This window comes from Amycolatopsis sp. NPDC051106, assembly GCF_040682775.1.
GTDB lineage: Bacteria > Actinomycetota > Actinomycetes > Mycobacteriales > Pseudonocardiaceae > Amycolatopsis.
In genome coordinates this window covers 97,201-120,191 of record NZ_JBFBBQ010000004.1, presented here as the reverse complement: position 1 = coordinate 120,191, position 22,991 = coordinate 97,201, and the positions used below count along the sequence as shown (strand labels likewise).

At 71.1% G+C, this 22,991-nt stretch carries 26 protein-coding genes; 14 read left to right on the top strand and 12 right to left on the bottom strand.

Going from position 1 to position 22,991, the window contains the following annotated elements:
- The first annotated feature begins 21 nt into the window (after positions 1–21).
- The 4 genes from AB0M83_RS05040 to AB0M83_RS05025 all read left to right on the top strand — a co-directional run bounded on the left by AB0M83_RS05040 (position 22) and on the right by AB0M83_RS05025 (position 3,116).
- Positions 22–1,173, top strand: coding sequence for a hypothetical protein (locus AB0M83_RS05040; RefSeq protein WP_364512640.1), 1,152 nt, complete (start codon positions 22–24; stop codon positions 1,171–1,173).
- A gap of 109 nt (positions 1,174–1,282) precedes the next feature.
- Positions 1,283–2,101, top strand: coding sequence for an NUDIX hydrolase (locus AB0M83_RS05035; RefSeq protein ID WP_364512637.1), 819 nt, complete (start codon positions 1,283–1,285; stop codon positions 2,099–2,101).
- The gene (locus AB0M83_RS05030) at positions 2,098–2,868 is read left to right on the top strand and encodes an MBL fold metallo-hydrolase (RefSeq protein ID WP_364512634.1); all 771 of its coding nucleotides are present in this window, start codon (positions 2,098–2,100) and stop codon (positions 2,866–2,868) included. The genes AB0M83_RS05035 and AB0M83_RS05030 overlap by 4 nt, the downstream gene beginning before the upstream one ends.
- Positions 2,865–3,116: a glutaredoxin domain-containing protein gene (locus AB0M83_RS05025; RefSeq protein ID WP_364512631.1), complete on the top strand. Its 252-nt coding sequence runs from the start codon at positions 2,865–2,867 to the stop codon at positions 3,114–3,116. Before AB0M83_RS05030 ends, AB0M83_RS05025 begins: the two co-directional genes overlap by 4 nt.
- On the opposite strand, the gene AB0M83_RS05020 is transcribed toward AB0M83_RS05025, so the two are convergent.
- Together AB0M83_RS05020 and AB0M83_RS05015 are read right to left on the bottom strand one after the other, a co-directional pair.
- Positions 3,097–4,287, bottom strand: coding sequence for a carboxylesterase family protein (locus AB0M83_RS05020; RefSeq protein WP_364512628.1), 1,191 nt, complete (start codon positions 4,285–4,287; stop codon positions 3,097–3,099). The genes AB0M83_RS05025 and AB0M83_RS05020 overlap by 20 nt on opposite strands.
- Complete coding sequence (locus AB0M83_RS05015) at positions 4,284–5,105, bottom strand: VOC family protein (RefSeq protein ID WP_364512625.1); 822 nt, start codon at positions 5,103–5,105, stop codon at positions 4,284–4,286. Before AB0M83_RS05015 ends, AB0M83_RS05020 begins: the two co-directional genes overlap by 4 nt.
- An 83-nt stretch (positions 5,106–5,188) precedes the next feature.
- On the opposite strand from AB0M83_RS05015, the gene AB0M83_RS05010 reads away from it, so the two are divergent.
- Together AB0M83_RS05010 and AB0M83_RS05005 are read left to right on the top strand one after the other, a co-directional pair.
- Complete coding sequence (locus tag AB0M83_RS05010; RefSeq protein ID WP_364512622.1) at positions 5,189–6,154, top strand: Lrp/AsnC family transcriptional regulator; 966 nt, start codon at positions 5,189–5,191, stop codon at positions 6,152–6,154.
- Positions 6,155–6,185: 31 nt separating this feature from the next.
- A complete protein-coding gene (locus AB0M83_RS05005; protein WP_364512620.1) occupies positions 6,186–7,109 on the top strand; it encodes a hypothetical protein in 924 nt (307 codons plus the stop codon).
- On the opposite strand, the gene AB0M83_RS05000 is transcribed toward AB0M83_RS05005, so the two are convergent.
- The 4 genes from AB0M83_RS05000 to AB0M83_RS04985 all read right to left on the bottom strand — a co-directional run bounded on the left by AB0M83_RS05000 (position 7,099) and on the right by AB0M83_RS04985 (position 10,952).
- Entirely contained in the window at positions 7,099–8,160 is a 1,062-nt protein-coding gene (locus AB0M83_RS05000; protein ID WP_364512617.1) for a DNA polymerase III subunit beta, read from the bottom strand. The two genes, AB0M83_RS05005 and AB0M83_RS05000, sit on opposite strands and share 11 nt — an antisense overlap.
- Positions 8,161–8,217: 57 nt before the next feature.
- Positions 8,218–9,480, bottom strand: coding sequence for an MFS transporter (locus AB0M83_RS04995; RefSeq protein ID WP_364512971.1), 1,263 nt, complete (start codon positions 9,478–9,480; stop codon positions 8,218–8,220).
- A 397-nt stretch (positions 9,481–9,877) separates the two neighbouring features.
- Complete coding sequence (locus AB0M83_RS04990) at positions 9,878–10,552, bottom strand: Crp/Fnr family transcriptional regulator (protein WP_003081747.1); 675 nt, start codon at positions 10,550–10,552, stop codon at positions 9,878–9,880.
- Between the two features lie 148 nt (positions 10,553–10,700).
- The gene (locus tag AB0M83_RS04985) at positions 10,701–10,952 is read right to left on the bottom strand and encodes a hypothetical protein (RefSeq protein ID WP_013230551.1); all 252 of its coding nucleotides are present in this window, start codon (positions 10,950–10,952) and stop codon (positions 10,701–10,703) included.
- A gap of 227 nt (positions 10,953–11,179) precedes the next feature.
- On the opposite strand from AB0M83_RS04985, the gene nth reads away from it, so the two are divergent.
- The 4 genes from nth to AB0M83_RS04965 are packed head-to-tail and all read left to right on the top strand — an operon-like array spanning position 11,180 to position 14,352.
- Positions 11,180–11,863: an endonuclease III gene (nth, locus tag AB0M83_RS04980; RefSeq protein WP_364512968.1), complete on the top strand. Its 684-nt coding sequence runs from the start codon at positions 11,180–11,182 to the stop codon at positions 11,861–11,863.
- A complete protein-coding gene (locus AB0M83_RS04975) occupies positions 11,860–12,468 on the top strand; it encodes a TlpA disulfide reductase family protein (protein WP_364512614.1) in 609 nt (202 codons plus the stop codon). The genes nth and AB0M83_RS04975 overlap by 4 nt, the downstream gene beginning before the upstream one ends.
- Positions 12,465–13,163, top strand: a complete 699-nt coding sequence (locus AB0M83_RS04970) for a CoA pyrophosphatase (protein ID WP_364512611.1) — start codon at positions 12,465–12,467, stop codon at positions 13,161–13,163. The genes AB0M83_RS04975 and AB0M83_RS04970 overlap by 4 nt, the downstream gene beginning before the upstream one ends.
- A gap of 4 nt (positions 13,164–13,167) precedes the next feature.
- Positions 13,168–14,352 (top strand): MarP family serine protease, encoded by a 1,185-nt coding sequence (locus AB0M83_RS04965; protein WP_364512608.1) that lies wholly within the window; start codon positions 13,168–13,170, stop codon positions 14,350–14,352.
- On the opposite strand, the gene AB0M83_RS04960 is transcribed toward AB0M83_RS04965, so the two are convergent.
- Entirely contained in the window at positions 14,349–15,230 is an 882-nt protein-coding gene (locus tag AB0M83_RS04960; protein ID WP_364512605.1) for a GntR family transcriptional regulator, read from the bottom strand. The genes AB0M83_RS04965 and AB0M83_RS04960 overlap by 4 nt on opposite strands.
- Before the next feature lie 110 nt (positions 15,231–15,340).
- On the opposite strand from AB0M83_RS04960, the gene AB0M83_RS04955 reads away from it, so the two are divergent.
- Positions 15,341–16,429 carry an FAD-dependent monooxygenase gene (locus tag AB0M83_RS04955; RefSeq protein ID WP_364512602.1) on the top strand — a complete coding sequence of 363 codons (1,089 nt, stop codon included), beginning with the start codon at positions 15,341–15,343 and terminating at the stop codon, positions 16,427–16,429.
- Here the strand turns inward: AB0M83_RS04955 and AB0M83_RS04950 are convergent.
- The 3 genes from AB0M83_RS04950 to nhaA are packed head-to-tail and all read right to left on the bottom strand — an operon-like array spanning position 16,422 to position 19,086.
- The gene (locus AB0M83_RS04950) at positions 16,422–17,342 is read right to left on the bottom strand and encodes an alpha/beta hydrolase (protein WP_364512599.1); all 921 of its coding nucleotides are present in this window, start codon (positions 17,340–17,342) and stop codon (positions 16,422–16,424) included. The genes AB0M83_RS04955 and AB0M83_RS04950 overlap by 8 nt on opposite strands.
- Before the next feature lie 4 nt (positions 17,343–17,346).
- Positions 17,347–17,847 carry a phage holin family protein gene (locus AB0M83_RS04945; RefSeq protein WP_364512596.1) on the bottom strand — a complete coding sequence of 167 codons (501 nt, stop codon included), beginning with the start codon at positions 17,845–17,847 and terminating at the stop codon, positions 17,347–17,349.
- Between the two features lie 60 nt (positions 17,848–17,907).
- On the bottom strand, positions 17,908–19,086 hold the full coding sequence (gene nhaA, locus AB0M83_RS04940) for a Na+/H+ antiporter NhaA (RefSeq protein ID WP_364512593.1): 1,179 nt from the start codon (positions 19,084–19,086) through the stop codon (positions 17,908–17,910).
- A 188-nt stretch (positions 19,087–19,274) separates the two neighbouring features.
- On the opposite strand from nhaA, the gene AB0M83_RS04935 reads away from it, so the two are divergent.
- Positions 19,275–20,732: a peptide MFS transporter gene (locus tag AB0M83_RS04935; protein WP_364512590.1), complete on the top strand. Its 1,458-nt coding sequence runs from the start codon at positions 19,275–19,277 to the stop codon at positions 20,730–20,732.
- A gap of 39 nt (positions 20,733–20,771) precedes the next feature.
- On the opposite strand, the gene AB0M83_RS04930 is transcribed toward AB0M83_RS04935, so the two are convergent.
- Positions 20,772–21,488 (bottom strand): VIT family protein, encoded by a 717-nt coding sequence (locus AB0M83_RS04930; RefSeq protein ID WP_364512587.1) that lies wholly within the window; start codon positions 21,486–21,488, stop codon positions 20,772–20,774.
- Between the two features lie 131 nt (positions 21,489–21,619).
- Between AB0M83_RS04930 and AB0M83_RS04925 the strand changes: the two genes are divergently transcribed.
- On the top strand, positions 21,620–21,961 hold the full coding sequence (locus AB0M83_RS04925; RefSeq protein ID WP_364512584.1) for a cupin domain-containing protein: 342 nt from the start codon (positions 21,620–21,622) through the stop codon (positions 21,959–21,961).
- A gap of 21 nt (positions 21,962–21,982) precedes the next feature.
- The gene (locus AB0M83_RS04920) at positions 21,983–22,246 is read left to right on the top strand and encodes a hypothetical protein (RefSeq protein WP_364512581.1); all 264 of its coding nucleotides are present in this window, start codon (positions 21,983–21,985) and stop codon (positions 22,244–22,246) included.
- A 147-nt stretch (positions 22,247–22,393) separates the two neighbouring features.
- Here AB0M83_RS04920 and AB0M83_RS04915 read toward each other — a convergent pair whose 3' ends face one another.
- Positions 22,394–22,897 carry a DUF6319 family protein gene (locus AB0M83_RS04915; protein WP_364512578.1) on the bottom strand — a complete coding sequence of 168 codons (504 nt, stop codon included), beginning with the start codon at positions 22,895–22,897 and terminating at the stop codon, positions 22,394–22,396.
- Positions 22,898–22,991 lie beyond the last annotated feature (94 nt).

Below are 22,991 nucleotides of genomic sequence, written 5' to 3'. Positions count from 1 at the left end.
GAGCTGGGAGGGAGCAAGGCAATGGTGGAGGTCCACGACGGCCCGCCCATGGACGGGTTCTCGGTGCCCCTGCGCCTGCACAACCTGTTACTGGCCCTGGCGGGCCGGATCGACGACAGCGCACTCACCGAAGCACGTGAGCTGATCGCCCGGGCGCACATCGACGAGGCGGTCGAGCTGACCACCGGCACGCTCATCGCGGGCCGGATCCCGGTCAGCTCCGCCGAGCAGCGGGAGCTGGCGCTGGTGCTCGAGATGAGCCGGTCGGACGCCACGCTGGCGAACGACCTGCTGGTCGACGAGGCCGAGCCGGTCAGCAACCACCGGTTCAGCGGCGAGAACTCCCCGGAGTTCGGCATCGCCGAGGCGCTCGACCGGACGCTGCAGGTGCTGCCGGACGTCCGTTCGGTGCACGCGGTGTGGCGCAACACACCGGCCGGCAGCGTGCCAGGCGCGCTGCCGCAGCGCGTGGTGCTCGTGGAGCTGGGGCCGGACGGCAACCCGCCGGCCGTCGCGTTCCGCGTCGACACGGCGCTGCGCCGGGCCGGGATCCACTCCGTCGTCGAGGTCAGCGGTCCCGGTGTCGCGCACTCCGAGTACCACCAGGCCGCTTCGGCGGCCGCGTCGCCGGCCTGGGTGACCGGGACCACGACGTCGTCCGCGTCGGTGTACCGGCCCGAGCCGGTCAAGGCGCCGGCCGTGGTGGCGCCGGAACCGGTCGCGGAGTCTTCGGGCAGCCGGCACAGCATCCGGTCGAGCACCGCCACGACGACCCCGCCGGAGCCCGTCGCCCCGGTGGTGCCGATCGTGTCGCCGCCGCCCGCCCCGGAGCCGCCGCGCCAGTCGCGCGCGGAGCGGTCTTCCGAGCGGTCCGAGACGCGGGCCGAGCGCACCGCCGACCTGACCCCGGCGGAGGTCGCGCAGCTGCGGCAGGCGCTGGCCGAAGACCCGGAGAAGGGCCGCGAGATCGCCGCGGGCAAGCCGTCGATGCACGAGGTCGTCGAGCTGCCCGCGCTGGACCTGGACGACCCGAGCTTGAGCGAACGCGACCGGGCGCTGCTGCGTGAGCTGCACGCGGAGCTGGCCGAGCGCGAGCGGGCCGAGGCGGCGAAGATGCGGCTCAACGGCGCTTCCCGTTCCGGCGGCGACCAGCGCGGCTGGACCGCCCCCTAGGTTCGTCCGGTTCGAAGGCGGCACTTTCCCGTGAAAGTGCCGCCTTCGCCGTGTCCGGGATGCCACAACTGCGCGACGGGACGCCGGGGTCCGGAGGTATGTTGCCCGGGTGGATCAGCCCAAGGAGTTCGTCTTCGACATCCCCGTCGGCGCCGGGGTAGCGACCCGCGCCAACGCCGGCGGGCCGCCCGCCGTCCCCAAGGACGCGGCCACCGTGATCCTGGTCCGGGACGGCGCCGACGGCGTCGAAGTGTTCCTGCAGCACCGGGTCAAGGGCATGCCGTTCGCGGGCGGGATGACCGTGTTCCCGGGCGGCGGGGTCGACCAGCGCGACGCCGACGCGTCGGTCGCGTGGGCCGGCCCGGAACCGTCGTGGTGGGCTGCCCGGTTCGGCTGTGACGACGCCCTGGCGCGGGCGTTGACCTGCGCGGCCGTGCGCGAGACGTTCGAGGAGTCCGGTGTGCTGCTCGCCGGCGGCGCGGACGCGGTGCTCACCGACGTCACGTCGTACGCGGCCGCCCGCCAGGCCCTGGAGACGCGCGAAGTCTCGCTCGCCGGGTTCCTCGCCGGCGCCGGTCTGACGCTGCGGGCCGATCTGCTCCGGCCGTGGGCGCACTGGATCACGCCCGAGCAGGAGCCGCGCCGCTACGACACCCGGTTCTACGTCGCGAAGCTGCCCGAAGGCCAGGAGGCGGACGGCGCGACGTCGGAGGCGTCGAGCTCCGGCTGGCAACGCCCCGAGGACGCCATCGCCGACGCGCGCGAAGGCCGCCGGATGCTGATGCCGCCGACCTGGCTGACGCTGAGCGAGCTGGCGGAGTTCGCCACGGCCGACGACGTGCTGGCCGCGCCGCGCGAGATCGTCCGGATCGCCCCGACGCTGATCCGGGAGAACGACCACGTCCGCGTCGTGCTGGAGAAGCGATGAGCGCCCCCGCGTACGGCGTGCTGCGCCGCGTGTCCGAGACCGCTTCGGTGCTGCTGGAGAACAACCCGTCGTCGATGACGCTCGAAGGCACCAACAGCTGGGTGCTGCGGGCGACGCCGTCGAGTCCGGCCGTGGTCGTCGATCCGGGCTACCGCGACCTCGAACACCTCGAATTGCTGGCCGGGGTCGGCTCGGTGGAACTGGTGCTCCTCACGCACTTCCACCCCGACCACGCCGAGGGCGCGCCGTGGTTCGCCGAACGCGTCGGCGCGCCGGTGCGGGCCTTCGACGCTTCGCTGTGTGTCAACGCGTCGTCCTTCGCGGACGGTGACGTCATCTCGGCCGGTGGTCTCGCGATCCGCGTGCTGCACACCCCGGGGCACACCGACGACTCGGTGTCGCTGGTGCTCGACGGCCAGGTGCTGACCGGCGACACCATCCTCGGGCGCGGCACCACGGTGCTGCACGACCTCGGCGACTACCTGCGTTCGCTGCGGAAGCTGATCGAGCTCCCGGCGGGCACCCTCGGGCTGCCGGGGCACGGTCCGGAGCTCCCCGATCTGCCCGCGACCGCGCGCGAGTACCTTGCCCATCGGGAACAGCGGCTCGACCAGGTGCGTTCCGCCTTGCAGACGCTCGGTGCCGACGCCACCCCGCGCCAGGTCGTCGAGGTCGTGTACGCCGACGTCGACCGGGCGTTGTGGGCGCCCGCCGAACTGAGCGTGCAGGCGCAGCTGGACTACTTGCGGTCGGAGGAACAGGGATGAGCAACGTCGAGGTCGAGTTCTACTGGCGGCCGGGCTGCGGGTTCTGCGCCGCGCTCGACCGACCGATGTCGAAGAGCGGCTTCAACATCCGGAAGATCAACATCTGGGAGGACCCGTCCGCGGCCGCGCGCGTGCGCGAGGTCGCGAACGGGAACGAGACGGTCCCGACCGTGATCGTCGGGTCGACCGCCATGGTCAACCCCTCCTTCGCCGAGGTCGAGGCCGCGGTCAAGGCCGCATCGGCCTGATCCCTTCCCACGCCGGGCTGGGCCGCTTTCCGTGCTGGAAGGCGGCCCAGACTTCGCGCAGGCCGGCTTCCGCTTCGAGGCCCTTCGGCGCGCCTTCGAGCATCGGCGCGTCCCAGACGTCGTGGGTGCCGAAGAGGAACGGGATGTCGATGCAGTGGCACGCCCTGAACGGGTTGCCCGGCGCTTGCCAGTCGAAGCGGTAGACGAAGGCGTCGAGTTTCTTCGCGAGGCGCGGGATGTCGCCGGCGAAGTAGCGGTCGTTCGCGGCGTCGACCGTTTCCTGGGGCGCGTCGGGCGCGAAGGCGCGTAGCTCGTCGCGCGTCCAGCTGATGAGTGCCGGGCCTTCCGGCGCCGCTTCGAGGAGGTCGTCCGCGACGAGATCTCCGTCGGCGACCAGCTGGAACGGCACTTCCAGTGAGCCGGGCTTCGCGGTCTTGGCCGCGACGGCCAGCTGGGCGCGGAGCAGCTTGTCCACTGGTGCCGTGCGGAGGTCTTCGCCGAGTTCTTCCCGCAGCAGCCGGCTGTTCTCGGCGGCTTCGTCCCCTGTGGACGGTCGGAGGCCGAGAGGGGCGCTTTGCAGAGCGATCCGCTTGACGAGACCTCGGGCGCGGGGTGCCGACCACAGGGTGAGCGTCGACTGCGCGCCGGCCGACTGTCCGCCGAGGGTGACGTCGGCGGGGTTCCCGCCGAACGCGGCGATGTTGTCGCGAACCCACTCCAGCGCCGCCAGCTGGTCGGCGATGCCGAGGTTGGGCGGAATTCCTGGTGTGCTCAGGAAGCCGAGCGCGCCGAGGCGGTAGTTGAGCGTCACGACGACGGCGTCGGCTTCGCGGGCCAGGCGGGTGCCGGTGTACCAGACCTGCCCGCCCGAGCCGCTGGAGAACCCGCCGCCGTGGATCCACACCAGCACCGGGCGGCTCCCGGTGGTTGACGGCGTGAAGACGTTGAGCGACAGGCAGTCCTCGCTCTGCGGCAGGGGCATCGGCCCGAGGGCGTGCTCCAGCCGTGACGGCGGTTGCGGCGCGGCGGGCCCGGGTTCCAGCGCGTCCCGGACCCCGGTCCACGGCCTCGGCGGGACGGGCGCTTCGAAGCGTTTCGCCGTGGCGTAAGGGATTCCCCGGAAAGCGCCTGCTTCTCCGCGGATCCGGCCGGTGGTGGTTTCGACGATCATCGTGCCTCCTCGAAGTACACAGCGGCGCCTCCGGCGTCTTCGGCGCGGACGAAGAAGCCGTTCCGGTGGGTCGTGGCCGGGACGTGCTCCTCGATCAGCTTCCGCGCTTTCGTCAGATCCGCAACCACGACGCCGTGGGCCGCGAAGTACGGCAGCGTTTTCGGGGTCTCACCCGGCAGGACGGTGTCGAGGTCGCCGACGCCGACGATGTCGACAAGTCGCTGGCCGTTGGTGATCAGGTCGTAGCGATCTCTGTAGGCCCCGATTTCGCCGTCGGGGACGACCAGGACGATCCCGGCCACGCCGCGGGCGCCGTTGGGGTGGCCGAGGTAGCGCGGCTGGTGGACGTACTCCGGGGTGAGGTGCTCGGCGGTGTGGAGGATGCCCTCGGGCGTCCGGTCGCGGCTGATGTGGACGCTGCGGAAGCGCGCGGTGCGGGTGCCTTCGGGCAGCTCGACGTCGCGTTGCAGCTTCAATGCCCCGGACGTCGAAAGGCCGGCTTCGCTGAGCCGCGTCGACGCCTCTTCGGAGTCTTCGACGCCGAAGGAGCAGCCGTGGAGGCCGTCGCCGCGGGCGTCCAGGATCGGCAGCACGCGCCAGGGGTCGCCGGCGGCTTCGTCGACGATGCCGATGAGCTCGAGGAACGAGTCGCCGAAGTAGGCGCACCGGTTCGCGGTGCAGCTCGGAATCGGTTCGGTGTGGTCGCTGGCGGCCGCGAAGTGCCGCGACGGCGGGCTGAGCGTGAAGCCGAGCTGCTCGTAGCGCCGCCAGGTTTCGGCGTGGTTCCTGGTCAGGAAGACGGTGTGGTCGATGTTCATGCCTTCAGCGTGGAACTGCTCTTCGTTTTCTTCCGCCCGCCCGCGGATTGTGCCCGGAATCCGACACTGCCTAGGCTTCCCTGGTGGAATCCGGCCTGCTCGACGACCTCGACCGCCGCCTGGCGCACGCGCTGCAGCTGGACGGGCGGGCGTCGTTCAGCACGATCGCGTCGGTGCTGGGGGTCTCGGACCAGACGGTGGCGCGCAGGTACCGGAAGCTGCGGTCATCCGGGGTGCTGCGGGTGGTGGGCGTCCCGGAGGCAGCGCCCCTGGGCCAGGCTCATTGGCTGGTGCGCCTGCGGTGTGTCCCGGACGCGGCGGCGGCGATCGCGGCCGGCCTGGCCCGGCGGCCGGACACCCAGTGGGTGAGCCTGATGTCGGGTGGCACGGAGATCGCGTGCTTCGTCCGGGCGCCGCTGCGGGAGGAGACGGACGGGTTGTTGCTGGGGCAGCTGCCGCGGACCCCGCGAGTGGTGTCGATGACGGCGTACCGGATGTTGCGCCGGTTCGCGGGCGGCCCGGCCGGCTGGTCCGGCCGGTCCAGCGCTCTGTCGGCTTCGCAGGTTTCTGCGTTGCGCCGTTCTCCTTCCGGGGCTCCCTACCGTCCGGAGCCCGGCGATTCGGGTCTCTTCACGGCCTTGGCCAACGACGGTCGAGCCGACATGTCGACATTGGCGGCGGCCTCGGGCCGCTCGGAGTCGACGGTCCGCCGGCGCCTTTCGGTGCTGTGCGCATCGGGAGCGCTGTACTTCGACGTGGAGGTGGACGCGGCCCTGCTGGGCTACCCCTTGACGGCAACGCTCTGGCTGACGGTGGCACCCTCGGCGTTGGAGTCGACGGGCCGAGCGTTGGCAACACACCCCCAGGTGGCCTTCGCGGCGGCGACAACAGGCCCGGCGAACCTGGTGGCGAACGTGGGCTGCCGCGACGACGCGGCGCTGTACTCGTATTTGGCCGACGACCTGGGCGGGTTGGCGGGAGTCCAGCAGGTGGAGACGGCCCCGATGATCCGCACGCTGAAACGCTTCGGCACCGTGGCGCCGGTGTAGCAGGATCACGCCGGCCGGCGACTCACCGCCTGTGGACGACGAGCGCGCGATCGACTTCGTAACGAACGGCGAGCAGCACCGGCTGAGCCGCGCACAGGTGCTGAGCGCGGCGGCGCGAGGCGGGCCGGAGCCGATTCGCACGCACTGGGTCGCGATCGGGGACGAGCGGTGGCCGGTGAGGCAGATCTTCGAGCGCGCTCTGGGGGTGTCGCGCACCGAGTTCATTTCGCACACTGCGATCCGGCATCTCCGCCGGCTCGGGTTCCCGACCAGTCCGCTCCCACAAGAATCCGATGCTCAGCATTGGTCCTCGGATACCGCATCGGGGGCAGCCTTCGCGTCCCTCGTCGATTTTCTGACAGTCGAAGACTTGACCACTCGCATCCGCCGCATGGAACAGCGGCTGGAGGGAGCCCAGCTCGGGAATGTCGATGGCTTGAACGGCGGCATGACCCACGAGCTGCTTCAGGCCGCGCTGCTGGTTCGGCAGCACGCTGGCCGCGTCAACGACCTCATCCACGCGGCGACGATCGTCCGGGCACTGCCGAAGATCCTCGAACCAGGCGAGTGCATCGTCCGGCGCCCATCGCTGGCTTCGGGGAACGACCCGGACCGCCCGTTCGACCTCGAGACCGACCGCCGGGTGGCCGAGTTCAAAACGGCCCGGTGGAAGGGCGCCGACACGATGCGCAAACGCTTGCTCGTCGCCGACCTGGCCGGTCTGGTCCTCAAGCGCGGTGACCGTCGCGCGGAGCTGTACGTGTTCGGCCGCCTGCCCATCGACTTCCTGCGGACCAGCACCTCGACAGTCGAGTGGATGCTCGGCCGCTCGGCGCCGAACCTCCGGTACGCCTACGAACAGCGCTTCGGGAGTGCCGCGCTGACCGTCAGCCAGTTCACCCACGGACCTGCCTCGGAAGTCGCGCTCAAGGACCTGAACGAGGTCATCGGCTGAGCATCGGCATCAGGTAGTACGTCAGCTCCACCTCCCCGGGCTCCGCGGCCCGCAGGATGCACGCCCGCATCCCCGGCTGGATCGCCAGGGTGATCCGCGAACCGGTGAACGCCTGCAGTGCGTCCAGCAGGTACCTCGCCTGGAACGACGGGGAGGTCCGGCCGCCGCTGACGTCCGCCTTCAATGTCTCCTCTGCTTCGCCCGTGTCCTGGCGTGCGCTCGCCAGGCGGACCTGCGCGTCGCCGACCTCCAGGGTCAACACGCGCCTGTCTTCGGCGTACACCCCGACGCGGCGGACCGCGGCGGCCAGTGCGTCCGCGTTCAGGGTCACCGTCGTGTCGACCGCGGCCGACGGGATCGAGTCCTCCGACAGGAACCCGGCGTCGAGGACCGCCGTGCCGACCAGGCCGCCCGGCCAGCTCAGGCCGAACCGGCCCGGGCCCGCGTGCAGGCCCACCACGCCCTTTGCCTGGCGAGCCGCCTCGGTCAGCAGGGTCGCCGGGACCAGTACGTCCAGCGAGCCCGGCGTGCGCAGCGGCAGCCGGGCCACCGCCATCCGGTAGCGGTCGGACGCCGTCAGCGTCAGGCGGTCGGCTGCCTGGACGCGGACGCCGGTGAACAGCGGCAGCGGGTCGTCCCTGGACGCCGTTCCCGCGACGATCCGCAGCGCCGACGCGAACGCCGCACCGTCCACTTCGGACACCTGCGGTGGCTCGGGCGCCGGCAGGCCGGCTTCCGCCGAAAGCAGGGGGAGTGCGAAGCGGGCGTTGTCGAGCCGCAGGGCCAGCCGGCTGCCCTCGACGACCAGGCGCACCAGGTCGGTGTCGAGCATCTTCAGCGTCTCGGCGAGGGGCGCCGCGGGGACGGCGACCGCGCCGTCGGTGTGGGTGGTCGCCGGGCAGTCGAACCGGACGGCGAGATCCGGGTCGCTCCCCGCGACCGTCAGCCCGGCCGCGTCCGCCCGCAACCGCAGGCCGGCGCGGGCGGGCAGCAGCCGTGAAGCAGCGGAGACGGCCGCCGAAAGGCGGTGGGCAGGCGCGGTGACGTCCATGCCTCGCAAGCTAGCGGCGACCACCGACAAAAACCGCGGGCACCGGCCGCGGCAGACCTACCGGCCCGCGCCGACCAGCTCTGCCTCCGCCGAAACAGGCTGCGGCTCCCGAACCGTCCCCCGCAGCAGCCACACGACCACCGCGAGCACCAACCCGGCCACACTCGCCGCCAAGAACGCCGCGCTCGGGCCGACGTGCTCGACCACGTACCCGCTGATCGACTGACCCGCGGCGAGCCCCAGCGTCACCGCCGTCAGCACCCAGCCGAACGCCTCCGCGGCGGTCCCGGAAGGTGCCACCAGCTCGATCGCCGACGAGTGCGCCGTCGACTGCGGGGTGATCAACGCGCCCGCCAGCAGCATCATCAACGCCAGGCCCCACAGCGACGACGGCCACGCGAGCAGCGCCACCAGCGCCCCGAAGGCGCCGAGCAGCGCCGGCAACCGCAGGCCCATGCGGCGCGGCCACGGGCGCAGGCTGTACGCCACACCGAACGCCACCGAGCTCAGGGACCACGCCGAAAGCAGCAGCCCGCCGAACGACGGAGAGCCGGCCTCGGTCGCCGACGCCGGGACCGCGACCTCGACGAACCCGATCACCACGCCGAAGCCGAGCGCGGCCAGCGCCAGCGTCCGCATGCCCGGGCTCGTCAACGCGCCCAGCAGCGAACCGCCGGAACCCGGAGCGGCCCGCCAAGCCCGCACCGCCGGGCTCAACGCGAACAGCACCGCGCCGGTGAACTGCAGCGCGACACCCAGCACCAGGCCCGTGCCCGCCCACGGCGCCAGCACCAGCAGCCCGGCCACGCCGGGACCGAGGATGAAGAACACCTCCATGCTGATCGCCTCGTACGAGAACGCCGCGTTGCGCGCGCCCCCCGGAGGCAGCAAGCGGGCCCACAGCGCGCGGGACGCCGAGCCGACCATCGGTTCCGACAGGCCGGTCAGAAAACCGAACGCCACGAGCACGGCCGTGGACGCGTGCGACTCGATCGCGGTCACCAGCGCGGTCATCGACAGCGCCAGGAGCAGCGCGACGACGAGCAGCGGCCGCGTCGGGCCGAACCGGTCGATCAGCCGGCCCTGGATCACCGCGCCCACCGACACCCCGACGAGTGAACCGGCCGAGACCAGCCCGGCGGCGGCGAAGGAACCCGTCTCGCGCTGGACGTAGAGCAGCGCCGAGATGCCGATCATGGCGATCGGCAGGCGGGCGAGCACGGACGCGAAGGCAGGCCGCCGGGCCGCGCGGGTCGTCAGCGCGCTGCGGTAGTCGGCCAGAGACGTACGACCTTCAGAGTGGGACACGCGTACCAGTATGCCGCAGAGTGGTACGTGAGTACCAGTTATTTTGCGGTCAGGTGCGTCACCGGGAGATGGGAGGTTGGCACGTGAGGTCTCGATCAGGTAACACTCAAGATATTCTCCGTGGGCTCGTGCAACAAAACCGCCGGCACGGCGTCCTTGAGAGTGAATGGCCTTGAATTCGTGGGTATGGGCCGTGATGGTTGAACAACAGCAGAGAACCCAGCTCCCTCCGGCGTATGGGTCGGGGCCTGACCCGGAGGGCGGGGAGCGCGGATCGTCGGGGGATGGTCCGCGCGACAAACGAAGAGCCGGTGCGCCACGTCGGGGGTGGCGCCCGGCTCTTTGTTTTGGGCAACGAACGTCGAAGGCCCCCTCACCCAGGGTGAGGGGGCCTTCGACGTGAGAAGACTCAGCGAGCCCGGCGGGCGAGCCGCTCCGGGTCCAGGATCAGCACGCTCTTGCCCTCGAGCCGCAGCCAGCCGCGGTGCGCGAAGTCGGCGAGCGCCTTGTTGACGGTCTCGCGCGAAGCGCCGACGTACTGGGCGATCTCTTCCTGAGTCAGGTCGTGCGTGACCCGCAGCAGGCCCGCCTCCTGGCTGCCGAACCGCTGGGCGAGCTGCAGCAGCGCCCGCGCCACGCGGCCGGGGACGTCGGTGAAGATCAGCTCCGCGACCATGTTGTTCGTCCGGCGCAGGCGGCGCGCGACCACGCGCAGCAGCTGCTCGGCGATCTCCGGGCGGGTCGAGATCCACTGCCGCAGCGCCGGGCGGTCCATGGTGACCGCGCGGACCTCGGTGACGGTGGTCGCGCTCGACGTCCGGGGTCCGGGGTCGAAGATGGACAGCTCGCCGAACATGTCGGACGGGCCGAAGATGCCCAGCAGGTTCTCGCGGCCGTCCGGGGACTTGCGGCCGATCTTCACCTTGCCGGACTGGATGATGTACAGCTTGTCGCCGGGTTCACCCTCGTTGAAGATGACATGGCCGCGGGGGAACTCCACGGATTCCAAGGTCTGGGCCAGCGCCTCCGCCGCTGCCGGCTCCACACCCTGGAAAATGCCCGCACGGGCCAGGGTTTCATCCACCTCGGGTGCCTCCTCGTCGAGAAACGTTCACGCTCGGCGTCGGTCGCAGAGCGTGACGCCAATCACTTGCGCGTCAGTCTAGGGCGTACGAGCGAGATCGCCTGTCGGACGCGCGCGCCGGCCAGATGATCTCGTTCGAACGTGGAGCCTAACTCCGCACGCGTCGCGCGCGTAGCCTGGCTGCCCGTCCGCCCAGCCTACGCAGCCGGAACAGCTCCAGCGCGCGGCCGATGCCGTGCCCGTAGAGCGCCCTGACCTCGTTGGGCTGCGCCTGCTCGAGGAACTCTTCGACCTCGTTCTCCTGCACCGCGACGTGCTTGAGCCTGCTTTCCACGCGCTCCATGAAGAGCGCGAAGAACATGATCACCAGGGGGACCAGGATGACGAACCAGACAGTCATGACCGGACCCCAAAAGTTTCAGTGGGAAGCATCTACTCCAGATCCTCGCTCATGGCGGCCGGGAAACTGCGCCGAGGTGGTGCTCTGGCGTGTCGGTCGTCCACCGGTGCACTGACCGGCTCGTCCGACGGCGCCCGTAGGCTATCGGGGTGCCACCTGCCACCACGAACGCCCCCCGTGAGGGCGCTGGTGAAAGCCGGTTAGCTCTGGTGAGACGCGCCAGGCGGATGAAGCGTTGCCTCGACGACGTGTATCCGGACGCCCACTGCGAGCTCGACTTCACCACTCCGCTGGAACTCCTCGTCGCGGTCGTCCTGTCCGCGCAGACCACCGACGTCCGGGTGAACCTCGTCACGCCCGCGCTGTTCAAGCGCTACCGGACCGCCGCCGACTACGCGGGTGCCGACCGCACCGAGCTGGAGGAATACCTCCGCAGCACCGGCTTCTACCGCGCCAAGGCGAACTCCGTGATGGGCCTCGGCGCGGCGCTCGTCGAGCGGTTCGGCGGCGAGGTCCCCGCCAAGCTCGACGACCTCGTCACGCTGCCCGGCGTCGGCCGCAAGACCGCCAACGTCGTGCTCGGCAACGCCTTCGACGTCCCGGGCATCACCGTCGACACCCACTTCGGCCGGCTGGTCCGGCGCTGGGGCTGGACGGCGGAGGAGGACCCGGTCAAGGTCGAGCACGCGGTCGGCGAGCTGATCCCCCGCAAGGAGTGGACGATGCTCTCGCACCGCGTGATCTTCCACGGCCGGCGCGTCTGCCACGCCAAGAAGCCCGCCTGCGGTGCCTGCCCGCTGGCCAGGGACTGTCCCTCCTACGGCACCGGCCCGACCGGGTTCGAAGAAGCCGCGAAGCTGGTCAAAGGCGTCGAAAAGGACCACATCCTGGCGCTCGCGGCACCCCGGTGACGACCGTCACCAAATGGGCGTTGGCCGCCGCCGTGCTGGCGGTGGCGCTCATCGTCGCGCTGCTGCCTCGCGGAGGTGGGGACAGCGCCGCGAAGCCGTCCGATGACGGCGCAGCTCTGGCCCCGGCCCGGTCCGCGGCGGCGCTCCAGCCGTGCCCCGCGGCCGGTCCCGCGCAGCCGGTGAAACAGCTCGACGGCGTCCGGGCCGACTGTCTCGGCGACGGCTCGAGCGTCGACGTCGGCAAGGCTCTCGCCGGTGCTCCGGTGCTGGTCAACGTGTGGGCGTCGTGGTGCGAGCCGTGCCGGACCGAGCTGCCCGTGCTCCAGGAGTACGCGAAGCAGCCGGGTGCCGTGCGCGTGCTCGGCGTCCAGGTCCAGAGCCCGGCGAAGGACGGCTTGAACCTGCTGGCCAAGCTGGGCGTGCACCTACCGTCGGTGTTCGACGGCGACGGGTCGAGCGGGCCCGTCCGGGCGGCGTTGAAGGTGCCGTCGTCGCTGCCGGCGTCCTATCTGGTCACCGCCGCGGGCGAGGTGCGGTTCATCGCGAATCCACGCACCTTCGGGAACACTGACCAGGTGCGCGCGGCAGTCGAGGGAGCATCGTGATCGGACCACTGGTCGAGCCGGAGTCGGTGCCCGAGTGGCTCCGGCCGCTGGTCAAGGTGAGTGCCGAAGTCGATTCGAAGACGTTCACGCGGTTCAGCCCACCCGAGGACGCCTACACGCGGCCTGCGGCCGTGCTCATCCTCTTCGGCGAGCGTGAGGCCGACGGCGAGCCCGACGTCCTGCTGCAACGGCGGGCCGACACGCTGGGCTCGCACGCCGGGCAGGTCGCGTTCCCCGGCGGCGGCGCCGAGGACGGCGACGACGGCCCGGTCGGCACCGCGCTGCGCGAGGCCGAGGAGGAGACCGGGGTGGTCCCCTCCGGCGTCCGCCCGGTCGCGGTGCTGCCGGAGCTGTTCGTGCCGGTGTCGAAGTTCGCGGTGACGCCGGTGCTGGCGCACTGGGCCGAGCCGTCGCCGGTGCACGCGGTGGACCCGGGCGAGACGGCGTCCGTCGCCCGCGTCCCCATCGCCGACCTGGTCGACCCGGCCAACCGGTTCATGGTCAAGAAGGCCGGCATGCCCTGGAAGGGCCCGGCGTTCGAGGTCGGCGGCCTGTTCGTCTGGGGGTTCACGGCCGGGTTGCTGTCCGTCCTGCTCGGCCTGGGAGGCTGGGAGCGCGAATGGGACACCGGCGACGTCCGGGACCTCGACGAAGCGCTGGCCGCGTTCCAGGCGCGACTGCAAAGCGGGGAGTGAAGCGGTGAACTGGGTCGATGTGCTGGTGTTGCTGCTGGCCGTGCTGGCGGCGGTGTCCGGCGCATACCAGGGCGTGATCGTCGCGTTGCCGTCGCTGGTCGGCGTCGTGCTCGGCGCGCTCGCCGGGATCAAGCTCGCGCCGGTCGTCGTCTCCTTCTTCGACGACCCCGTGTGGAAGGTCGCCTTCGCGGTCGCGACCGTGGTGTTCCTGGTCGCCTTCGGCGAGGCGCTCGGGGTCTACGTGGGGCGCCGGCTGCGCCAGAAGATCAACCCGGACAAGCTGTCCGGCGTCGACAAGACGCTCGGCGCGGTCGTGCAGGCCCTCGTCGTCTTCGTCGTGGCGTGGCTGATCGCGACGCCGCTGACGACCGTGTCCGCCGTGCCCTGGCTGGCCAAGGGGATCAACGGCTCGGTGGTGCTCGGCAAGGTCAACGACGCCATGCCGGAAGCCGCGCAGGGCTTCCCGAACCAGCTGCGCAAGCTGCTCGACGCGTCCGGCTTCCCGTCCATCGTCGACCCCTTCCAGAAGGCCCCGACGGCCGACACCTCGCCGCCGGACCCGGCGCTGCAGAGCAGCGGAACCGTCCAGCAGCTGCACGGCAGCGTCGTCAAGATCCGCGGCAGCGCCAGCTCGTGCTCGCGGTCCCTGGAAGGCAGCGGGTTCGTGATCGCGCCCCAGCGGGTGATGACGAACGCGCACGTCGTGGCCGGCACCGACACCGTCGGCATCGAGACGACGCAGGGCGACTACCCGGCGCGCGTCGTCTACTTCAACCCGGAGGTCGACATCGCGGTGCTCGCCGTGCCCCGGCTGCGGGCCCCGGCCCTGCAGTTCGCGGCCGAGACCGCGCGGGCGAGCGACAGCGCGATCGTGCTCGGCTACCCGCTGGACGGCCCGTACCGGGCGACGCCGGCGCGCGTGCGCGGCCGGATCAACCTGCGCGGCCCGGACATCTACGACGCCAACACCGTGCAGCGGGACGTCTTCACGGTCCGCGCGGAGATCCGCAGCGGCAACTCGGGCGGCCCGATGGTGACCCCGGACGGCCAGGTCATCGGCGTCGTCTTCGGCGCGGCGGTCGAGGACCCGGAGACGGGCTTCACGCTCACGGCCGAGCAGGTGCGGGCGGAGGTCGACGCGGCGCCGTCGCAGACGACGAACGTGTCCACCGGCTCCTGCGCCGCCTAACGCCCGTAGCGCAGCGCGAGGCCGTCCAGCAGGGCCCGCATGCCCGACTCGAAGATGTCGTCCAGGACGAGGTCGTAGCCGGTCTCGGCCAGCTCGGCGAGCATCTTGGTGAACGTCGGGTGCCCGGCCGCCATCGCCGCCACGGCCGGGCCCTGGTGGTCCATCCAGTCGTCTTCGGTCAGCCCGGACGCCGCCAGCGCGCTCTGCTCGCGCTCCAGGTGGACCGCCATCCCCTGGACGTGGCTGAAGAAGAGGACGTGCAGGTCGCACAGCGTCGCCGCGTCGACGTCGAGCTCGGCCAGCGCGGACAGTGCCCACTCGCCGTGCATCGCGAGGGCGCGCAGCGGTAGCGGCCGCGTGATCGGCCCGAGCTGGGCCAGCCACGGGTGGCGCCGGAAGAGCGACCAGAGCGTGCGGCCGCCGAGCGTCAGCCGGGCACGCCAGTCGCCGGCGGGCTTCGCCGGGTAGCCGCGTTCGCCGAACGCGGCCTCGGCCATGAGCAGGACCAGTTCGTCCTTGCCCCGCACGTACCGGTACGGCGCCATCGCCGCGACGCGGAGACGAGCGGCGACTCCGCGCATGGACAGCGCGCCGAGCCCCTCGGTGTCGGCGATGGCGATGGCCGTCCGCACGATCCGCTCGCGGGTCAGCCCCCGCTGGGTGCCCCGGCGTTCCCGGCCGCTGACGACCGTGCCGGACCGCGGTTCCGCGTGGACCAGCCCTTCCTGGTTCAGCAGGGCCAGCGCCTTCGCCGCGGTCGCCATCGCGACGCCGTGATCGGTCGCGAGCCGCCGGGTGGAAGGCACTCGCGCGCCCGGCGAGAGTTCGCCGCGCGTGATCCGGCCCCGCAGTTCTTCGGCGATGGCCAGGTACTTCACGGCTGCCTCCTGTGCTAGTACAGATACCCAGCTGTACTAGCACAGATTTTGGCTTTTAGCTGGCGCAACTCCAGGTTGGTCGCAGGAAGTGTACGACTCTGGAGGCAACAATGCGGAACGTCCTGATCTCGGGGGCCGGCGTCGCCGGCGGGACCCTCGCCTGGTTCCTGGCACGCCAGGGCTTCGCCGTCACGGTGGTGGAGCGCGCGCCGGGCCCGCGCCTCGGCGGCCAGGCGATCGACGTGCGCGGAGCCGCGCTCGACGTCGTCGACCGGATGGGCCTGGGCGAGCGGATGCGCGCGCTGCGCACCCGGATGCGCGGGATGTCGATGGTGGATGGTGCCGGGCAGGAGCTGTTCCGGTCCGAGGAGTTCACCTACAGCAGCGGCCGGCTCGACAGCGACGACTTCGAGATCCTGCGCGACGACGTCGTCGCGATCCTGCACGAGGCGACCGACGTCGAGTACGTCTTCGGCGACTCGGTGACGGCGCTGACCGAGGAAGCGCACGGCGTGCGCGTCGACTTCGAGCACGGCGGCTTCCGGACGTTCGATCTGGTCGTGGGCGCGGACGGCCTGCACTCGGCGTTGCGGCGGCTGGCCTTCGGGCCGGAGGAGCGGTTCGTCCGCCACCTCGGCCAGTACCTGGCGATCTTCCCGGCACCCAACTTCCTGGGCCTCGAAGACTGGCAGGTCTGGTTCCGGCACGAGGAGACCGGCGGCGCGATCTACCCGGTCCGGGACAACACCGAGCTGCGCGTGACGCTCGGCTTCGGTTCGGAGCCCCTGCCGCGGATGGCCGTCCCGGAGCAGAAGCGGCTGATCGCCGAGCGGCTCGGCGGCGTCGGCTGGGAGGTGCCGAAGCTGCTGGAGGCGATGGCGGACGCGGACGTCTTCTACTTCGACGCGATGGCCCAGATCCACCTGGACCGCTGGTCGGCCGGCCGCGTGGTGCTCGTCGGGGACGCCGGCTACTGCGCGTCCGCGTTGTCCGGCCAGGGAACGAGCCTCGCGCTCGTCGGCGCGTACGTCCTCGCTCAGGAGCTGGGCCGCGCGGAGCACGAAGCCGCTTTCGCCGCTTACGAGAGCCGGATGCGGCCCTTCGTCGAGCTCAACCAGGCGCTGGCCACGGAGAACCCGACCGGCGGTCCGGCGGAGGAGTCCACCGAGCGGGCGAAGAACGCCATCGACCTCACTTGAGGAAGTCCACCAGGGCGGCCGAAGTGCGGTCGGGCGCCTCGAGGTGGGGGAAGTGCCCGACGCCGGGCCAGAGCTCCGGCTCGGCGTGCGGGCCCGCCCAGCGCACGGACGACGTCGCCGTCTCGGGGAGGATGCAGGTGTCGTCGGCGCCGTGCAGCTGCAGCGTCGGGGCGGTGATCCGGCCGCCGACGGCGTCGGTGAACCGGCGGCCTTCGCCGCGGAACTGCGCGCGGAACGCCCAGCGGTAGTACTCGAGCGCGCTGTGCGCGACGCCGGGCACCAGCATGGCGTGCCGGAACTCCTCGACGCTGTCGGAGAAGTCCGAAGTGGACCGCCACCGGCTGCCGGCCCAGCCGCCGAAGAGATCCGCGACGGCTTGGGCGTCGTCCTTCAGGAGCCACTTCTCCGGCGCCATCGGCACCTGGAACCGGAAGAGGTGCCCGGTCGCCCGTCCCTGGCCGCGCCACGGGCGGGCGGCCCCGGACCGCAGCGCGAGCGGGTGGGCCGCGCCGATCGCCGTCACCGACGACACGAGCCGGGGGTGCAGGGACGCGACCGTCCAGGCGAGCATGCCGCCCCACGCGTGGCCGACGAGGTGCGCCCGGCGCGCCCCGAGCGACTTGATCAGGCCGCCGACGTCTCCGGCGAGCGTCCACGCGTCGTAGCCGCGCGGCGGCTTGTCCGAGTCGCCGTAGCCGCGCAGGTCGACGGCGACCGCGCGGAATCCCGCGTCGGCCAGCGCGCACAGCTGGTGGTGCCAGGTCCACCAGAACTCGGCGAACCCGTGCAGCAGCACCACGACGGGCCCCTCACCCAGCTCGGCGACGTGCAGCCGGATGCCGTTCGCGGACACGTCGCGATGAGCCCACGGGCCGTCGAGCCGGACGCTCGACGGGTCGGGGGACGCGGGCACCGCCTCAGTCGCGCGTGGTGGTCAGGTCGGCGTCGGGCGCCTTCTGCGGCTTCAGCGCGGCGGCGGTCTCCTTGACGCTGGCGATCGTCCGCTCGGGTGCCTTGAACTTCTTCACCTTGCGGTAGCCGAGGAACCCGGCCCCGCCCGCGACGAGCAGCATCACGGCGAACACGATGCCGAACGCGCCCCAGCGGTGGAGGGAGCGGAACCAGTCCGCGAACCCTTCGGCCAGGAAGAAAAAGAAGAAGAACGAGCTGTACAGGAGGACGGTCAGCGCGATCAGGAAGTAGACGGCCCCCTTGAGGCCCTTCTTCACCTCGCCGACCAGCTCGGACTTCGCGAGCTCCATCTCGGCCCGGACCAGGGTCGAGATGTGCTGGGTCGCGTCGCCGACGAGCCTGCCGAGCGACTGGTCGCCGGGGACGTCGGTGTCGGAGGACAGCGGGAGGTAAGGCACGGCCCCCACGCCGTCGGGGCCGGTGCGTTCGTGCTTGGGGCTGCTCACCGGGTCATCGTGCCATGTGTCCCGAAACCAGGCGCGGCGGCGTAGCCGAGTGTCGCGAGATCACTCCGCTTGGGCGTGTACTCGGCTTCGCCGGAGAAGCAGCGCGGCTGCGAGCAGCGACGCCACCGCCGAGGCGATCAGCACCGCCGCCTTGGCCAGTTCGCTCGCCTCCGGCGGCAGTGCCAGGTCGGCGATCAGCAGGCTGACGGTGAACCCCACCCCGCCGAGCACCGACAGCGCGCCCATGTCCCGCCAGCCCATCCCGCGCGGCTTCTCGGCGAGCTTCAGCTTGACCGCCAGGAAGCTCGCCCCGAAGATCCCGACGACCTTGCCGCCGAGCAGCCCGGCGAGCACCGCGAGGGGCAACGCCGTCGTGAACACCTTGCCCAGCGAGTCGCCGCTGACCGAGATCCCGGCCGCGAACAGCGCGAACACCGGCACGGCCACGGCCGCCGACCAGGGCTGGAGCCGGTGCTCGAGGCGCAGCGCGGGAGCTTCCGCCTCACCTTCGTCGGCGCGGACGCGGGTGAGCAGGCCGAGCGCGACGCCGGCGATCGTCGCGTGGACACCCGCCGAATGCACCGCGACCCAGGTGATCAGCGCGAGCGGCACGTACAGCCACGGCGTCCGGACGCGGCGGTGCTGCAGGAACGCGTACAGCGCGAGAGCGACGACGGCGACGGCCACCGCGACCAGGTCGAAGCCGGTCGCGAACACCACGGCGATGACGATGATCGCCCCGAGGTCGTCGACGACGGCCAGCGACAGCAGGAACACCCGTGCGCTCGAGGGCAGGTTCGACGCGGTCAGCGCCAGCACGCCGAGCGCGAACGCGATGTCCGTCGCCACCGGGATCGCCCACGCGCGGTCGATTCCCGGCGTCCCCCAGCCGACGCCCAGCGCGACGACCGCGGGGACGACCATGCCGCCGACGGCGGCGACGACCGGCAGGATCGCCTGCTTGAACCGGGACAGCTCGCCGATGACGAGCTCGCGCTTGAGTTCGAGCCCGGCGACGAAGAAGAACAGGGCGAGCAGGCCGTCCTTCGCCCAGTCGCCGATCGTCAGGTTCAGGTGCAGGAACTCCGGGCCGAGCCGGAAGTCGCGCAGCGCGTGGTAGCTGTCGCGCAGCGGGGAGTTGGCCCAGAGCAGGGCGATCGCGGTCGCGCCGAGCAGGATGAGCCCGCCGGTGGTTTCGGTGCGCAGGTAGCGCGCGAACTCGGTCAGGGGGCGGGACACGGGCGGCTCCTGGGGTCGCTGATCACTGTTGCCGACCAGGCTTCCCGGCGCACCTCGGTGTCACTTTAGTCCCTCTTTGTCACGGATCGTCATGACTGCCGTCACAAGGGGTGTCGGTGGTAGGTCACCGGATGTGCTCATAGCATGCCAAGCGACAACGAAGTCCGAGACGAAGGAAGACGACAGTTGTGAGCACCTCAACCGAGGTCCAGCAGGACACGAGGTTCTTCGGGCACCCACGAGGGCTGGCGAACCTCTTCGGCGTGGAGATGTGGGAGCGCTTCTCCTACTACGGGATGCTCGGCATCCTGCCGATCTACCTCTACTACCGGGTCGAGCAGGGCGGGCTGGGCCTGGCGCAGGAGTCCGCGCTCGGCATCGTCGGCGCGTACGGCGGCCTGGTGTACCTCTCGGCCGTGATCGGCGCCTGGGTCGCCGACCGGCTGCTCGGCTCGGAACGCACGCTGTTCTACAGCGCCGTGCTGATCATGATCGGCCACGTCAGCCTGGCGCTGCTGCCGGGCCTGACCGGGATCGGCATCGGTCTCGTGTGCGTCGCGGTCGGCAGTGGCGGGCTGAAGTCCAACGCCACGGCGATCGTCGGCACCCTCTACGCCGAAGGCGACGAGCGGCGCGACGCCGGCTTCACGATCTTCTACATGGGCGTCAACCTCGGCGGGTTCGTCGGGCCGCTGCTGACCGGGCTCGCGCAGACGGAGGTCGGTTTCCACCTCGGCTTCGGCCTCGCCGCGATCGGCATGGCGCTCGGCCTGATCCAGTACACGTTCGGCCGCAAGAACCTCGGCGAGAAGGCCCGGGAGATCCCGAACCCGCTGCCGTCGTCGCAGCGCGCGCTGGCGATCGGCGCCGCCCTGCTGCTGGTCGCCGCGATCGTGGTGCTGGTGCTGACCGGCGTCGTCAACCCGGGCAACCTGGCCGACGTCGTCGTCGTGGTGGTCGGCGTGATCTCGGTGATCTACTTCCTCGTCATCCTGACCAGCCGCAAGATCACCGGCGACGAGCGCAGCCGGGTGTTCTCGTTCATCCCGATGTTCATCGCCAGCGCGGTGTTCTTCTCGCTCTACCAGCAGCAGTTCACGGTCGTCGCGGCCTACACCGACCAGCGGCTGAACCGGAACCTGTTCGGCTGGGAGCTGCCGGTGTCCTGGGTCAACTCGATCAACCCGGTGTTCATCATCGTGTTCGCCCCGGTGCTGGCGGCGCTGTGGACGAAGCTCGGCGAACGCCAGCCGTCGACGCCGATGAAGTTCGTCCTCGGCACGGTGCTGATGGGCGCGGCGTTCCTGCTGTTCCTGCCGATGGTGGGCAGCGGCAAGAACGCGAGCCCGATGCTCGCGATGGTCGGCATCCTGTTCGTCTTCACCATCGCCGAGCTGTGCCTCTCCCCGGTCGGGCTGTCGCTGTCGACGAAGCTCGCGCCGGAGGCGTTCCGGACGCAGATGGTCGCGCTGAACTTCCTGTCGATCTCGTTCGGCACCGCGATGTCCGGCAAGCTCGCCGAGTACTACTCGGTCGACGACGAGACGCCGTACTTCAGCACGGTCGGCGGGGTCGCCATCGGTGTCGGCGTGCTGCTGTTCCTCGGCATCCCCTTCATCCGCAAGCTGATGAAGGGCGTGCACTGAGCCGATGCGCCCTCGGCGGGAAAGAGTGCCTCGAGCGGGCTAGCCCACGGTGACGCCGAAGATCACCCCGACGAAGTAGGTCACCACCATCGTGAGGGCGCCGACGCCGACGTTGCGGAGGATCGCGCGCCCCACGTTCGCGTCGCCGAGCCTCGCGCTGACCCACCCGGTCAGCGTGAGGCCGACGACGACCGCGGCCGCGCACGCCCACACCCGCAGGGAGACGCCGGCCCAGGCGATGGACAGGATCGGCAGCAGCGCGCCGACCGAGAACGCGAGCAGGGACGCCCACGCCGCCTGCCACGGGCTGGTCAGGTTGTCCGGGTCGATGCCGAGTTCGGCCTCGGCGTGCGCCTGCAGGGCGTCCTTTTCGGTCAGCTCGCGAGCGACCCGGCTCGCCAATTCGGGCGAAAGCCCCTTTTCCTCGTAGATCTCGGCGAGCTCGCGCTCCTCGGCCTCCGGCATGGTCTTGAGCTCCTGCTTTTCCAGCCGGAGCAAGGCCTGTTCGGTGTCGCGCTGGGTGCTCACGGACACGTATTCCCCGCCGGCCATGGAAAAGGCGCCGGCGACGAGCCCGGCGATTCCGGCGGTCAGGATCGTGGTGGTTTCCGTGGTCGCGCCGGCGACGCCGACGACGATCCCGGCGACGGACACGATCCCGTCGTTCGCCCCGAGAACCCCGGCCCGCAGCCAATTCAGCTTCCCGCCCACTCCCTGGTGCGGTTCGTGGGCGTGCTGCACGGCGGTTTCGGTCACGGGACAAGTGAAACACGAACCGGGAACCATGGCGAGATGCGAATTTCCGGTCAGGTTCGCCTAATTGAAGACTGCCTTGCCTAAGCCGGTCCTGTGTGGACTCTCAGCGATCCTGGGCCATCATGGGCGGCATGGACGAGCAAGTGTGGCAGCCGCTGGTGACGGTCGAGGGCCTGTCGCTCCAGGGCGGTGAAGGCCGGTTCCGCCTGCTGGAGACGGCCGAGAGCGGCTTGGCGTACCTGATCCACTACCCGGCGGGCGTGTCATCACCGACGCACGCGCACGACCACGACAGCATCGTCTACGTCCTGTCGGGCAAGCTCCGCGGCGCGGTCGACGGCGTCGAGGCGGTGCTGGAACCGGGGGACTCGGTGCTGCACCCGCGCGGGGTGGCCCACCACGTCGAGGCGCTGACGGACGCCATGTGGGTGGAGTTCAAGTCACCCCTGCCGTCCCGCCCACCCCTGGCCTGACCCGCTCATCAGGAGCCGCAAATGCGACCCGAGCCGACGCGCGACGAGGTGCGGAAGGTGCTCGAAGACCTCGCCGCGGGAACGCTGACTCCCGCCGAAGCCGACGATTGGGCACGCCCGTGGATCACCGAAGAAGCGGGAGATGTCCAGGACGAGCTGGTCTGGGACACGATCGGCTGGCTGTTCGGTGCGGATTCGATGGTCGGTCCCGATGAGTACCTCTACGGGCCACTCGACTTCCAAGCCTGGCTGGACGCCTTCGACGCCCGCTCGAAGGGCGGCTGACCCTTCAACGGCCGTGTCGACCCCGCAATCACGCGAGCCGACTGTCCAGGTACGCGAACCGACCCTCCAGGTACGCGAACCGACCCTGAAGAGCGGAAACGCCCGGCCCCGCTCGAAGCGGAACCGGGCGCTTCCCGGAGTGAAGCCTCAGGCGTCCAGCTCGGCGAGGGCCTGCTTGGCCTTCTCGAGCTCGGCCTCCAGCGCGGCGACCTTCGCGGCCTGCGCCTCGCGGGCCTGGTTGATCACCTCGTCGATCGGGCCGGACAGGTCGGAGTGCAGCTCCTTCGCCGCGCGCGACACCGCGGCGGCGGGGATCTCCAGGCCCTTCGCGACCCACTTGGAGCCGTTCTTCAGCTCGGCCTGCCACTCGCCGTCGGCCGTGCCGGTGACGGTCAGGATCAGCTCGACCGTGCGGGTCTTCTTCGCCGTTGACGCGGTCGCCGCACCCTTCGGGCGGCCGCGCTTGGGCTTGGGGGCCTCTTCGGCGGCGGGCTCGGCCGGAGCCGGGTCCTCCGAAGCGGCCGGGGACGCGGACTCGGTGACGGCCGCCTCGTCGGTGGAAACCTCCGGAGTCGAAGCCGGAGCCGAAACCGGGGCCTCGGTCGAAGCCGAAGCCGTTTCCTCGTCGTGCGTCAGGACATCCACGGTCATCGTCGTGTCGTCTCCTTGCCCGGGAAGGGGGTGTGGTTCGCGGCACAGTGTAGAACATGCGTTCGAAGTGTGCCGCTCGGGGGGTTCATGAAAG

What these genes read in the sequence shown, in the direction of transcription:
- AB0M83_RS04985 (WP_013230551.1), bottom strand. Translation starts at nt 10,952, where the DNA reads ATGACTGTCTGGTTCGTCATCCTGGTCCCCCTGGTGATCATGTTCTTC.
- AB0M83_RS05000 (WP_364512617.1), bottom strand. Translation starts at nt 8,160, where the DNA reads ATGGACGTCACCGCGCCTGCCCACCGCCTTTCGGCGGCCGTCTCCGCT.
- AB0M83_RS05025 (WP_364512631.1), top strand. Translation starts at nt 2,865, where the DNA reads ATGAGCAACGTCGAGGTCGAGTTCTACTGGCGGCCGGGCTGCGGGTTC.
- AB0M83_RS05040 (WP_364512640.1), top strand. Translation starts at nt 22, where the DNA reads ATGGTGGAGGTCCACGACGGCCCGCCCATGGACGGGTTCTCGGTGCCC.
- nth (WP_364512968.1), top strand. Translation starts at nt 11,180, where the DNA reads ATGAAGCGTTGCCTCGACGACGTGTATCCGGACGCCCACTGCGAGCTC.
- AB0M83_RS05030 (WP_364512634.1), top strand. Translation starts at nt 2,098, where the DNA reads ATGAGCGCCCCCGCGTACGGCGTGCTGCGCCGCGTGTCCGAGACCGCT.
- AB0M83_RS04955 (WP_364512602.1), top strand. Translation starts at nt 15,341, where the DNA reads ATGCGGAACGTCCTGATCTCGGGGGCCGGCGTCGCCGGCGGGACCCTC.
- AB0M83_RS05020 (WP_364512628.1), bottom strand. Translation starts at nt 4,287, where the DNA reads ATGATCGTCGAAACCACCACCGGCCGGATCCGCGGAGAAGCAGGCGCT.
- AB0M83_RS04915 (WP_364512578.1), bottom strand. Translation starts at nt 22,897, where the DNA reads ATGACCGTGGATGTCCTGACGCACGACGAGGAAACGGCTTCGGCTTCG.
- AB0M83_RS04920 (WP_364512581.1), top strand. Translation starts at nt 21,983, where the DNA reads ATGCGACCCGAGCCGACGCGCGACGAGGTGCGGAAGGTGCTCGAAGAC.
- AB0M83_RS04925 (WP_364512584.1), top strand. Translation starts at nt 21,620, where the DNA reads ATGGACGAGCAAGTGTGGCAGCCGCTGGTGACGGTCGAGGGCCTGTCG.
- AB0M83_RS05015 (WP_364512625.1), bottom strand. Translation starts at nt 5,105, where the DNA reads ATGAACATCGACCACACCGTCTTCCTGACCAGGAACCACGCCGAAACC.